General features: G+C 37.5%; 12 protein-coding genes and 1 pseudogene. 3 read left to right on the top strand and 10 right to left on the bottom strand.

Annotation, left to right across the window (positions count from 1 at the left end; genetic code table 11):
- Window positions 1-245 precede the first annotated feature (245 nt).
- The gene (locus C509_RS0101265) at window positions 246-1,160 is read left to right on the top strand and encodes a helix-turn-helix transcriptional regulator (RefSeq protein ID WP_018705080.1); all 915 of its coding nucleotides are present in this window, start codon (window positions 246-248) and stop codon (window positions 1,158-1,160) included.
- A 73-nt stretch (window positions 1,161-1,233) separates the two neighbouring features.
- Window positions 1,234-1,989 (top strand): zinc ribbon domain-containing protein, encoded by a 756-nt coding sequence (locus C509_RS0101270; protein WP_018705081.1) that lies wholly within the window; start codon window positions 1,234-1,236, stop codon window positions 1,987-1,989.
- A 576-nt stretch (window positions 1,990-2,565) separates the two neighbouring features.
- Here C509_RS0101270 and C509_RS0101280 read toward each other — a convergent pair.
- The 6 genes from C509_RS0101280 to C509_RS0101310 form a co-directional block, all read right to left on the bottom strand.
- Window positions 2,566-3,252 carry an ABC transporter permease gene (locus C509_RS0101280; RefSeq protein WP_033369669.1) on the bottom strand — a complete coding sequence of 229 codons (687 nt, stop codon included), beginning with the start codon at window positions 3,250-3,252 and terminating at the stop codon, window positions 2,566-2,568.
- Between the two features lie 25 nt (window positions 3,253-3,277).
- A complete protein-coding gene (locus C509_RS0101285) occupies window positions 3,278-4,192 on the bottom strand; it encodes an ABC transporter ATP-binding protein (RefSeq protein ID WP_018705084.1) in 915 nt (304 codons plus the stop codon).
- Between the two features lie 87 nt (window positions 4,193-4,279).
- Window positions 4,280-5,206 (bottom strand): sensor histidine kinase, encoded by a 927-nt coding sequence (locus tag C509_RS0101290; RefSeq protein WP_018705085.1) that lies wholly within the window; start codon window positions 5,204-5,206, stop codon window positions 4,280-4,282.
- Complete coding sequence (locus tag C509_RS0101295) at window positions 5,203-5,907, bottom strand: response regulator transcription factor (RefSeq protein WP_018705086.1); 705 nt, start codon at window positions 5,905-5,907, stop codon at window positions 5,203-5,205. Before C509_RS0101295 ends, C509_RS0101290 begins: the two co-directional genes overlap by 4 nt.
- Before the next feature lie 241 nt (window positions 5,908-6,148).
- A complete protein-coding gene (locus tag C509_RS0101305) occupies window positions 6,149-6,439 on the bottom strand; it encodes a hypothetical protein (protein WP_154654304.1) in 291 nt (96 codons plus the stop codon).
- A gap of 600 nt (window positions 6,440-7,039) precedes the next feature.
- Window positions 7,040-7,597 carry a hypothetical protein gene (locus tag C509_RS0101310; protein WP_018705089.1) on the bottom strand — a complete coding sequence of 186 codons (558 nt, stop codon included), beginning with the start codon at window positions 7,595-7,597 and terminating at the stop codon, window positions 7,040-7,042.
- Between the two features lie 298 nt (window positions 7,598-7,895).
- Between C509_RS0101310 and C509_RS0101315 the strand changes: the two genes are divergently transcribed.
- Window positions 7,896-9,521: a recombinase family protein gene (locus tag C509_RS0101315; protein ID WP_026319620.1), complete on the top strand. Its 1,626-nt coding sequence runs from the start codon at window positions 7,896-7,898 to the stop codon at window positions 9,519-9,521.
- Window positions 9,522-9,566: 45 nt separating this feature from the next.
- Here the strand turns inward: C509_RS0101315 and C509_RS23200 are convergent.
- The 4 genes and pseudogenes from C509_RS23200 to C509_RS0101335 form a co-directional block, all read right to left on the bottom strand.
- Window positions 9,567-9,896: pseudogene (locus C509_RS23200) on the bottom strand (dipicolinate synthase subunit B); the annotation flags it as partial.
- Window positions 9,893-10,798, bottom strand: a complete 906-nt coding sequence (gene dpaA / locus C509_RS0101325) for a dipicolinic acid synthetase subunit A (protein WP_026319621.1) — start codon at window positions 10,796-10,798, stop codon at window positions 9,893-9,895. The gene dpaA and the pseudogene C509_RS23200, both read right to left, overlap by 4 nt.
- Window positions 10,799-10,921: 123 nt before the next feature.
- On the bottom strand, window positions 10,922-12,391 hold the full coding sequence (locus tag C509_RS0101330) for a hypothetical protein (RefSeq protein ID WP_245542409.1): 1,470 nt from the start codon (window positions 12,389-12,391) through the stop codon (window positions 10,922-10,924).
- 65 nt (window positions 12,392-12,456) lie between these two features.
- Window positions 12,457-12,690, bottom strand: coding sequence for a YlmC/YmxH family sporulation protein (locus C509_RS0101335; RefSeq protein ID WP_018705094.1), 234 nt, complete (start codon window positions 12,688-12,690; stop codon window positions 12,457-12,459).
- Window positions 12,691-12,723 lie beyond the last annotated feature (33 nt).

Here is a 12,723-nt window from a genome sequence, read left to right on the forward strand (position 1 = left end):
AAATATGTTGATTAATATGGCTATTTCGATCTACCATAGAATGGGACACCTCTTCTGTTATAGTAATTTAAGGGATTCTTACTTTGCTAACAATAAAGGTGTTTTTTCATTTCTATCCATTTTCCAGCCAGAAAACGGATGAGCTCTGCTTCTAAAAAACAGCGACGGCATTTATTATATTGTTACGATAGATTCAGCATTGCCCCCTGTGCTTTAGTAAAAATATCGTGTGAAAGGAAATAATCATGAAACTTGACCGGCTTTTAGCGATGACAATGATTTTAATTAATAGGGAACGTGTGCGGGCACAAGAGCTTGCAGAGACATTTAATGTTTCCGTCCGAACTATTTACAGAGATATTGATACGCTTTGTCAGGCAGGGATTCCGGTTATAACGTTTCAAGGTACGAATGGCGGGATTGGCCTGATGGAAGGTTATCGGCTTGATAAAAATATACTGACAGATGAGGAACTTCAGGCAATTGCCATTGCGTTAAAAAGCGTTTCAACATCCTATGATGATACAAACACTAAATCGGTACTGGAAAAAATAACCAGTTTAACCGAACAGAATCAAGAATCTATTTTTATTGATTTTAGTCCGTGGGGGGGTAACCCTTTACTTAAAAAGAAAATCTCATTATTAAAAGAGGCCATTACAGCAACAAATTGTGTAAATTTCTGTTATTTAAAACCAAATGGTGAAAAGATGGATCGGGAAGTTGAACCACATACGCTAGTTTTAAAGGGACGATCTTGGTATTTATATGGTTATTGTCTAAACCGGAATGACTTTCGGTTATTTAAGTTAACAAGAATGAAAAATGTATGCATGAATGAAAAAAAATTCGTTAGACGAGAGATCCAATTGGCGGAATCACCCTGGGATCTTGACTGGTATGATCCGAAAAATATCGTTTCCCTGAAAATCATATTTGACGAATCCATACGTAGATCAATGGATGAAATGTTTGAGGATGAGCAAATGACCATCGATCATAAAACGGGAAAGTGTCAAATCATCATTGAAATGCCGGAGAATGATTGGATGTATGGCTTTTTACTTAGTTTTTTGGACAATGTAGAGGTTGTGGAACCAATGCGTGTTCGCAATCGATTAAAGCAATTATCCCAAAATATTTACAGGAAGTATAAATAAATATTTTGCAATATGACAAACAGTTGTCATATTACAGTTCGTATAATGATTTTCAGAAAAGGAGGAGATACCATTGACAGAAATTCAAACCTTTTGTCAAAGCTGCGGCATGCCAATGACAGATTCCGAATTATTCGGAACTGAAGTTTCTGGTGAAAAGAATGATGAATATTGCCGCTATTGTTATGACCAGGGAGATTTTTCACAACCGAATTTGACGATGGAAGAAATGATTGACTTTTGCATTTCAGTGTTAAAAGAGGATGGAATGGAAGAGGAAAAAGCAAAGACGATGTTAAAAAACACGATTCCTTTTTTGAAAAGGTGGAAAAAGAAGGAGCCAACCATCACACCCAAAATCATTAAAAAAGAGGCGTTCACCGTTTTAGGAATAAGCTCGAGAACTTCGAATGCTGCAGAAATAACTGGGGATGGAGAAATCCCCAAAATATGGGACAGGTTTTTCAGTAAAGAAATTCAAGGACAATTCTCTAAACAGGGAAATGAAACTCCGATAATTGGCTTGTATTCAAACTATGAGAGCGATGTTTTCGGTGCATATACTTTTGCGGTCGGAAAGGAAATTTCCAATAAACAAACTGTTATAGAAGGTTTCCAGGTTTTTCACGTCCCACAAGCGAAATATGCTGTTTTTACGACAGAGGTTGGTCCTGTTTTAGAAATTGTTCCAAAGGCCTGGTCTGCCATCTGGCGATGGTTTGAAGAAAATAATTATGAGCGTACTTATACTGGTGATTTTGAGATATATGATGAAAGAAGTATCGATCCGAATGAAGCCCAGATAGATATTTTTGTTGCCATTCGATAAGAAAAAGGATGATTATTTGTGTAAATACGATCGTATTTTCAAATGTTAGATAGTATTTCAGTTTAATAGTGAGACCCTTTTGCTGTTGGATATATAAACCTATCAGCCTCAAGAGTGATGATTATTTTTCGGCAATATCCTGCTTTCGATCGAGATGAAATGATCTTCTTCAGGACACAAGCATCATCATAAGAAGCTGGAATATTAACAATAGAACTAAGCCCTTACTGTCTAAAGGTTGGTAAGGGCTTGCCCTTTTTATTAAGGTCATATTACTGTACTACTCCCATAATTCTGCATTAAATCAACCAGATATTCTACGTCTTCTCCAACGCCATGGATAAGAGCCGAGCCACGCTTATGCTGCAAGCTTAACACCCTGTTATCATAATAAAACTCTGCCACTCGTAATTAGCGAAGCAACACCTGCCGTTTTGATCCCATTATTACGTAGTGATTCACCTTCTCTTTTCTGCTGCTATTGCACATTTATTCCACATTAAAATAATGCCGATTAATAGTAAAACCACACCGAAAATGCACACTGTCATCACTCCTATCATCATCCCCATTTTCTCACTCCAAATCAATTTGATTAATATGACGAATTGTCCATACTACGAGACCAAATGCCACGAATGCTAAAATGACAGGAATATACCAGATACTTGCAAGTGAAAAGTCTGGACCAAAGGACTGGCATGAAATACAAACGACCAAAATAGACGCAACAATTGTCGCAGGGACTGAATACTTTTTCATTCCAAAATATAGAGGAACAAGAGAAGCACCTGCACTTGCAAAGCAAAATAACATAGCTCTCGGCAATTCGTTGAAGAAATCATTCATGGTAACCTCTAAACCAACTACAAGCGGAAAAAAAGAGTTCAATAATATGAAAATACCATTTACAAAAAGGTTAGCTACAATCATTGATACAAAGGTAAAAAGAAAAATAAGAAGCAACTTCGTAATGATTAATTTCTTACGATTTACCGGATAAGAAAACATCACTAAAACTGTCCGGTTTTTAAACTCTGAAATCACCATTTTTGCAATCAGGACACCCGCAAAGACAGTAAAACTTCCTCTTGCAATAGCGCTGCTTATTGTAAAAAAATGAGCCGCTGTTTGAAATTCAAGCCCGTTCTCGTGACTTTCTATTATTGGAATTCCACAGGCTAAGACCGTTATACAAAAAATCACAATGATACTTGCTTTAAAAAAATTATTGACTCGGTATTTTTGTAGTTCTAATTTCATCAAATGGTACAAAACATGTCATCTCCTACAAATCGCTTTTCATCTTCTTCAAAAAATACTCTTCTAATGTTACTCGTTTTTGTTCGATCGATTGAATTTGTATATGCTCTAATATCAATACCCTTGAAATCATTGTACTTGGAATTGGTGAATCATAAATTCGTATCATTCCATCTTTTAATACTTTAAAATTCTGAATACCGAATCGTTCATGAAGCAGCACCGCTGCTTTTTGAGGCTGCTCCACAATCATTTCAATATACTCAGTATTTTGCTTTCGGATATCTTCCATTGATATTTCTTCAATGACACGACCTTTTTTAATGATCCCAATCGTATCAGCAATTTGTTCAATTTCACCGATAATATGACTCGAAATCAAAATCGTCATACCATATTCTTTATTCAATGTCTGAAATAAATTTCGCATTGATTGAATCCCTTCAGAATCCAGCCCATTAATCGGTTCATCCAAAATTAATAGTTCAGGCTTTGTCAAAATTGCTCGCGCCACACAAAGTCGTTGACGCATACCAAGCGATAAGTTTTTAGGTAGCTTTTCTCCAACACCTTCAAGGCCAACCTTTTCTAAGGCATCTTCAATCGCCGTGGGATGATGGTAGCCCATATAAGCACAATGCAATTCTAAATTTTTGCGTACAGTTAGATTTTCATAAAAGATGGGATATTCTATCATGCTCCCAACTCGTTTCAAATAGCCAAAGGATTCTTCTTTAACCTTTTCACCGAACAGCCAGCGTTCGCCTGATGTTGGATTGATCATATTCATCAAAATTTTCATTATCGTTGATTTTCCCGCTCCATTTGCACCTAAAAATCCGTAAATTTCACCTTTACGAATATGTAAGTTTACATTAATTAATGCTTCATGGTCTTGAAAAACTTTTGTTATATTTTTCAGCTGCACAACAAATTCCATATCTCCTGCCTCCCCCTCACAAATTCATTCTAAGCACCGATCTTTTCTTATTTCTGTCTTATTTCTTACAAAAATCTTACGTTTCGCTCAGCGCTTCCATTGAATCGTAAAGTTTGTTTCTTTATAAGGCTTGGACGCTACTTGAATTACACCATCCATTGCCTCCACTAATCGTTTTGTAATTGTCAGACCTAATCCACTTCCTTGAAATGCTTTATTGCGTGATTCTTCTAACGTATACATTCGTTCAAATACACGCTCCTGCTGAATTTCATCCAAACCTTTTCCACGATCTATGATTTGAATAGTAATAAATTGCTTATCTTCACATAAATGAAGTCCAAACCAGTTACCATCAGCTCCGTATTTCAATGCATTCGAAATTAAATTATTAAAAATTCGATTTAACGCCTCTTCATTCCCTCTCATCCAAATCGGTCTATCCGGCAACTGAATATCCACTTCAAAGCCTTTCGTTTCAATCAATTCGTAAAAAGCAAGCAAATTTTGTTTAGCAATCTCCGTTAAATTTACACGCTCTAATTCAATCACCTGGTCACCGGATTCCAATTTTGCCAAGTCAAAAAAGGTATTCATTAAATGTATTAGCTCATTAGCTTTTCTTCGTACTTTTCTTAGTAACTGCGCTTGTTCCGATGCAGGCAAGTTTGATTGATTCTCCAGCATTTCCAAATAACCAACAATAACGGTCAAAGGTGTTTTCAAATCATGTGAGATATTCGCAAGCATCCGTTTCATTGATGCCTCTGTATGTATAAAATTTCTTTCATGTTCTCTACTTCGATCAAGCAGTTGATTGATTTGCATCATTAAATGAACGACCTGCTTATCGTCTGTTACAATTTGAATCTGCTCTCTTGTAGAATCCATCATAATTCCTTCTAACTTTTCTGCCATATAACGTAAATGTTGATCTTTTTCTTGCTTTGCACGATACTGTAAAAACAAAATAATACATAAAAACATAACCATAATGCTCAATAAAACAATCATTCGAATTCACCTAATTTATAGCCAATTCCCCAAAGCGTCTTAATGTATTGAGGCTTCGAAGGATTGTCTTCAATTTTTTCTCGAAGTCGTCGGATATGCACATTAATAATATTTTCATCGCCGTAATATTTTTCATTCCAAACAGAACGATAGATTTGCTCTTTTGTAAAGACTTTTTTCGGATACTCAATGAACAAACATAAAATCGCCCATTCTGTCGCTGTCAAATTCAGTATCTCTCCATTTTTAGTTACTTGATGATTTTCTCGATCCAACTGAATGTCGTGCACTTGAATAATAGATGATGCGACTGGCATTTTGTCTTCTGCATATTGTGTCGAACGCCGAATTAAAGCTTTCACTCGTGCAGATAACTCTACCATTGAAAAAGGCTTAGTTACGTAATCGTCAGCACCAAATCCTAATCCCAGTGCCTTATCTACATCACTATCTTTTGCTGATAAAATCATAACGGGCGTAAAACTTTTTGTCCGTACAAGCTGTAAAAAATCCATTCCGTTTAACTTTGGCAGCATCAAATCCAGCAAAATTAAATCATAAGAGTTATTCATGAACTTCTCCATCGCTTCTTCTCCATCATAGGCACACTCTACCTGATAATGTTCATTTGTTAAGTGAATATTGAGCATTTCGCTAATTTCTATATCATCTTCCACTAATAAAATTTTTCGCTTCTCCATTTTTTCTCCTTTTTTCGTGATGAACTTTCCATAATGATAGCAAGATTTTTTACGAATCAGTGAAAAAAGTGATTTTACTTCAATTAAATATACTTTTCACAACTATCATATTACCATTTCGAAAACCGAGAATACTTTCCACCCCATGATTATACTGGTAATCAACAAGATTAACATCGTCATACACAGGACATTCCCCTAAAGCCTGAACCAATGATGGGTGCACAATGATAAAAAGCCGCTATCTTTTTTCAGCGGCTTTTTTCTTAACATTTTTACTGATGTCAATTGCTATCTCAGCAAAACTCCTGTGAAGTTTTTCAATCTCATCCTGGGTCGGCTCCCTTTTTGGAACATGAAGTTTTATCAGTCCGTGCTTACCCTGAATCTCAATAATGTCATATTCCTCCACATTCTTCTTATGCCGTTTTTTTCCAACTTCTGTAGCGGAGCTCCTATCTTTAATGAGTAAATTTTTTCCCTCTGATAGTTTGCTTGAGCAAACTGACTGTCTATTTTTCTCTACTGCCAATGCATTGGCTCTCATGAACAGGTCACTTCCTTCTCTTGATGTTCAGCCAAGGGCAATATGATTATATGAGCATACAGGCAGTCCACATTACGCCTCTTGATCATTTCTTTTTTGATCTTCGGCTTTTCTCTTTTAGACAGTCAAATCTTCATCAATTCTTATTGCTTTTCCTCTTATATTTTTCCCTATAATAGGTCTTTCCTATAATGAAAAAAGACTCGGAATTGACCACCCTATCTTTTGGAATTCACGGTCTATAGCAAATGTGTTCCTGCTATCACTTCTGCCATCTTACAAGCTTTCTTCAAGAGGCTAGGTTTCATCTGAATCGGAATTCTTCGTCTAAAAAAGCCCATCTACTTATGTAGACGGGCTTTGCCTTAAAACTTATACCGCTTTTCAACTTTATATAGACACCGTGATCTCAAAGGAATATTCATTTCAGAGAACTGGCCTTTCGTCTTCTTTTTTGTCTCAGACTTTTCCATAAAGAGAACTTTCTAGCCACTTTTTTTCCATCTTGCCTGTTTTATGAGGGGAAGTTATGACGCTCCTTTTTCTTTCAAACCTGTGAATTGGAACCTGCATTCATTATTGATTTTATTGGGATAAATAGATTTTATATATAGAAGTTTCTTCGTCGATAGACCTTGCGATTTCAAATGCTTCTTGCTGGCTTTTATTATTGTTTATTATTTCGTACATAAACCTTATAAGAAACATTAAATTAGAATTACCATCTATATAATCATCTGGACCTATATAAGAATGGCAACCGCTTTTAAGAAATGCCTTTGCTAAAGATTCTCTCCCTAACGTACAACCTGCTGCAATAACTTTTACACCTTTCAATTTAGAAAATCGCAGTACATCTTGAGCATTAAAAAACTCCCCCCTTGGCTCATCAAGTTCATAGATATCTTCACCTAATTCATTCATACAAAACCTTCCTTCATCACCATGGAAGTTTAATATTAGATAATCAATTTTATCTTCTCGATCTTCACCAGATAATACCTCTACTAAATCATTTGGTCTTCCTATCCAATGCATAGTGACCCGTGCCCCAAAGTATTCAAGTGTTGATCGTAATGCATATGATTCCATATCACAATCATGACCTACTGCTAAGCTAATATAAAATTCAGGTTTGCTCATTTCTATATCCCCTTTTTATATTCACATCGTTTTATTGTCCTCAATTCTGATACTAAAAGTTTTCAGACCTTACTTTCATACATTTAAAGTCACCTGGCTAATCAATATCCCCTTCCATTCACACATGATTAAAATCTTTATATTATCGCGTTTAAACGAATCGAAATTGATGACAAATCCACATCATTAACAACATAAGAATAAACCGAATATCTTTTAACTTTTTTAATAATTGTCTGATTCGATGTTGGATATATATGTCACAAGAGTATGATACCAAATGAAAGGGGCATTTTCATTGTCAGTAGCAAAGAAGACAATTGAAACATTCGGGATTACTTCTATAATTAATTACCTCAGAAAATCCCGGCAAGATGAAGAACGTGAAAAGAAAACGGGAGAAGATACTCTTCATGAGCAAAAAAAATTAATGGACCGCGTGTTATCCGAATTTGGGCTCCCATATGAACAGCGTCCTGAAATTGGTTCCGGTGACAAGATTGCAACCCGGCCAGTCTTTAAGCAAGTAATAATAGACTTAGATAGAGGCAAGTTCGACGCTATTGCTGTCAAGGAAATTTCTCGGATGGGCAGGGGATCATACACGGATATGGGAACTATTTATGACCTTATTATTGAAAAGAGAATATTCATCATTACTCCATGGAAGATTTATGACCCCACGAACCCTTCAGATTTGCGTCAAATTCGCTTTGAATTGTTTATGTCAAGAGAAGAGTTTGAAACGACCAGAGAGCGATTAACCGGCGGCAGATACAACGCTGCTATGGAGGGGAAATGGGTAAGCGGTCCTGCCCCATTTGGATATGATTATAATCATGAAACCAAAAAACTGATAATGAATGAAACTGAAGCCGAAACCGTAAGATTGATATTTGATTTTTACGCAAATGGTATTATCTTGAATAACGGCAGACGGAAACTGGTCCAATTCCGGGCGCTGGCAACATACTTGACACGAATAGGTATAAAAACACCAAAAGGTAAGAAAAATTGGGGTGTCGCAAGCCTGCGTTACTTGCTCGAAAACGATCTTTATATAGGAGTTTTGCGGTATAACACCACCCAAACAACAACAGACGGAAAAAAAGTCCCCAGGCCCCAAGATGAGCATATAATTGTACGCGATGCACATCCCCCTATCATCGACATGGATACTTGGAACAGGGTTCAATATAGAATAGAAAATCGTGAAGGAACCACAAAAACAAAGTTAGACTTTGAACCGAACGAATTGGCTGGATTGTGTGTATGCAAAATGTGCGGACGAAAATTCATTCGAAGACATTCTAAACGAAAGTATAAAAAAAAGGATGGCTCTTATAGTGTTTATATAAAAGATTTTCTTTTTTGCGGAACAACCGGTTGTACTTATGTAAAATTTACTAGCATAGAAGAGGATCTGTTAGAAACACTCAGATTTTTGAAAGGACTTGACCCCATCGCTTTAGAAGCCCAGTTAAATCGTATACGCATAGAAGAAAAGCCCAGTCGTGCAAAAGACGATATGAAAGAGTATATAAAAATACGGGAAGAAGAAATTAAACGAAGAATGAATTTTATTTATGATAAATACGAAACAGGAATTTACACGGATGAGATGTTTCTAGAAAGGAAAGATGAGCTAGATAAGGAATTAGATAACTTAAAAAAAGTTAAAGTGGATGATGACATTCAGGAAGAAAGAAAGCGAATCGATATCAAATTAGTGAAAAGCAACCTTACGAATATTTTAGAAGCATACAAAAAGGCAGATAGCAAATCAGTCAAAAACCAGTTGCTCCACTTGGTCTTCAGTCAAGTAAATATAGAAATCCTTGAAAAAGGAAGGGGAAGAAAGGCCGCTGTCCATATGATTGAACCTTATTTAAGAAGCAGTTTCTTTACTCCGGAGAGCGTATGAGCATGGACGTTCTGTCATGGGCGTTCTTTAGTGCCATGAGTATCATACGGGTGAGTCAGTCAAAGCGTTGGCAAATTTACTCATAGAGTTTCCCGTCAATGGAGCAATAACCATGCAGTCTAGCGGCTCTTTCGGTCCCAACGGTTCTGCAGCGACAATCGAATCGATGACTTTCCTGCCTGCAGCCTGTTCTATTCTGGTAATCCAGTCATCACTCTCTCCAAATTTAGTATCTGTGCTTTTGACGGTATAAGTCACAACAGGAACAACCTCAGCTCCAGCATCAGCCAGCTTGCCAATCTCCGGTATCACAGCATCATACGTACAGTGCGATCCAGTTAAACCGAAACCGATACGTTTCCCTTTTAAGCTCATCTTTTTTCTTTCCCCTTTCGGTTTTCAAGCTCTTCTTCCAGCAATTGCGATAGAACATTCGCCAAGATTTGTCCCGCTGTTTTCGGTGCAACGATTCCCGGTAGTCCGGGGGCCAAGAGAGCTTTGATCCCGCGTTTCTCCGCATAACGGAAGTCTGTCCCGCCAGGCTTGGAAGCCAAATCAATAATTAACGTATGGGAAGGCATTTGAGCAATGACTGCTGCGTCGACTATAGGATATGGTACTGTATTAATGCAAATATCTATATCTTTGACTTCATTCCTCAGATCGTTTAAATAAAATGGCTGCAATCCCATTTCGGTGATCCTTGCAATATGTTCGCTCTTTCTTGCCCCCACTTTCACTTTTGCTCCAAGCAATGAAAAAATCCGGGCCACAGTCATTCCGACTCTCCCCAAACCGAGTACGGCTATGGAAGACTGGTGGATTGTTATGTCTGTATTTTGTATGGCCATCATAATCGTTCCTTCAACTGTAGGGATCGAGTTATATATAGCTACATCATCTCTTTCAAACAGATTGACCAGCTTCCGATTCGACTTTTTTATGATATTATCCAGGTACTTGTTGCTGATCCCTGAATATACAGTACAATGAGATGGCGTCTGTTGAAGGATTTTTTCTGTTAAAATAATTTTTTCACTCGAGAATATCGTTTCCACTTCCCCTTCCAAACTCGTTCCAGGTACTGGTAAGATAATCGCATCTATATGGGAAAAATTTAGGTCATGGAGCTTCTCTTTCACAGCTCCGGAAAAAGGCTGTTCCAGTTGTTCAAAACCGGCAAGGTATAATTTTGCGTCAAGCTCCGTCAATTTTCTTATTATTTCCAATTGCCTTGCATCTCCGCCCATGATAACAATCTGCATATCCGTCAACATCAAAGTTCCATCACCTTCTTTCGCTCGTGCTGTATCCCTCTGCAACCTTATTGTATGATTGCACAAAAAATAGAGTGCTTGGACGGTTTCCAGCACTCTAATTAATGGATCCTCTTTGATTTTTTACGAATGAATTATAAGTTGTAATACAAATAAATAAAGCATGATCCAGCAAATAAAAATAATCGTAAACTTCAAATTCCAATTGGATACTTTTAAAGAGCTCTCTTTTATAATACTAGCCATGAGTCCAAGGGTGGCATTATAAGGGCCGATTAAAAAGGCGGAGATGGCACCCGAAAGCATCGCCACTGCAAGAACAATGGGTGAAATACCAATCACCGCAGGATCCAGCGCGCCGGCCATCAATGATAAGGTAACAGCGGGGTGAAGCCCGACAAAAGCAAATGCCAGTGGGAACAGCGGTAACAATATGATAAAAAACTCTGCACTGATTACACTTATTAAATTGACGATAATATGATTCAGCGTTTCATTGGCACCGGAAATTTTGATTGACGAAATCAAAAATCCGGCAGATAAGTAAATAAAGAACTGTTCTTTCATCCTATCCGGGAAAATGTTAATATGCTCCCTCAGACTGGACATGAACTCTTTTCCTTTATTCAGCATGGATGACCAGATTAAGGAAAAAGGGACCACCAATATAGATACTAGAATCAAAAATGAGTAAGGGAATCGTGCCTCCGCCATTGATATGAAGATATTAAAAACAAGAATCGCGGTGAGAATATGTAACACCCTTCCTGGACGCCCATGGCCAGGTTCTTCAGTTGCTGCAGCAACAGGGCTTTTGGTGGAGACAGACAGATTCAAATCCGGGATACTTTTCATTTTTCTGCCTTCCATAACCCAGTCCAGTAATAGTCCGAAAATACTGAGTGGAATTAATAACGGAAGGATTGAAACCCAACTGACCCCCGTCAACACAATGACAACACCGACTATCGGGGTTACTGGCGCCCAAATGAGCGGCATGGCAAACCCCCGCGTTATTGAGTTGCTCATGAACCTCTCCTTATTTTGAACATGAAAGGATTCCAGAGCCGGTCTAATTGGATAATAGGTCATCGGCAATGTGGCAAGGTTCATAAAAATGCTGAAAAAATAGGAAATTCCGGATGTCATTTTATACAATTGCTTTGCCGATTTGATATTTTTCTGAATAAGATATTGAATATCATTTCCATAATTGCCTAATTTAATAGGTATCGCCAAAATTGGCAAAATAACAAACATCGTGATCAGATCAAGCATGGGGCCAAAAGATAGAATGTATTGCTGCCATTCCGCACCGTCATACCATAGCAAGCCTGCTCCAAGTATTAAGAAGATTCCCCCAAGTAATTTTACAAATGTTTTAACCTGAGGAAAAGTAATACAAACAATGAAAAAGCATAAAAAAGAAATAAAATTTCCAGTTGGAAGCGCTGGAAACAGCGTGGAAATCAAATATAACGAAATAATGGTTAGAAATAAGATCCGAAGCATGACATCCCCCAATTCTTTATAGTCCAATACAGTTAAGAGATTACAATAATTGATGATAGAGTAGTGACTCTTTGCCGTCAAATAAAACTATTTGCATACAAAAAAACCGACCTCCGATTTGACGGAGCGCCGGTCATTTTTCAATTCTAATGATCAGGTACTTCCAGGATAATCATATCCGTGCCGATCGTTCTGATATTTCTCCATGGTACCCGGATTTCACCGCCATTTTTCCTGATCCACTTCCCGGTCGGGATGATCAAGTGATCAATTTCGCCTGTACTGCTGTTAATCTCAAGATCGGTCTGCCCCAAGACTCCCATTCTTTCTGCCCTTTTAAAATCGACAATTTCTTTTCCGCCTAGCTCGCTTAATCGCATAGTGCGCCTCCTTATTAATCCACTCCCTTTGTA

It is taken from the genome of Siminovitchia fordii DSM 16014 = CIP 108821 (genome assembly GCF_000374565.1).
Lineage (GTDB): Bacteria > Bacillota > Bacilli > Bacillales > Bacillaceae_C > Siminovitchia > Siminovitchia fordii.

What these genes read in the sequence shown, in the direction of transcription:
- C509_RS0101265 (WP_018705080.1), top strand. Translation starts at nt 246, where the DNA reads ATGAAACTTGACCGGCTTTTAGCGATGACAATGATTTTAATTAATAGG.
- C509_RS0101280 (WP_033369669.1), bottom strand. Translation starts at nt 3,252, where the DNA reads ATGAAATTAGAACTACAAAAATACCGAGTCAATAATTTTTTTAAAGCA.
- C509_RS0101285 (WP_018705084.1), bottom strand. Translation starts at nt 4,192, where the DNA reads ATGGAATTTGTTGTGCAGCTGAAAAATATAACAAAAGTTTTTCAAGAC.
- C509_RS0101290 (WP_018705085.1), bottom strand. Translation starts at nt 5,206, where the DNA reads ATGATTGTTTTATTGAGCATTATGGTTATGTTTTTATGTATTATTTTG.
- C509_RS0101295 (WP_018705086.1), bottom strand. Translation starts at nt 5,907, where the DNA reads ATGGAGAAGCGAAAAATTTTATTAGTGGAAGATGATATAGAAATTAGC.
- C509_RS0101310 (WP_018705089.1), bottom strand. Translation starts at nt 7,597, where the DNA reads ATGAGCAAACCTGAATTTTATATTAGCTTAGCAGTAGGTCATGATTGT.
- dpaA (WP_026319621.1), bottom strand. Translation starts at nt 10,798, where the DNA reads ATGTTGACGGATATGCAGATTGTTATCATGGGCGGAGATGCAAGGCAA.
- C509_RS0101335 (WP_018705094.1), bottom strand. Translation starts at nt 12,690, where the DNA reads ATGCGATTAAGCGAGCTAGGCGGAAAAGAAATTGTCGATTTTAAAAGG.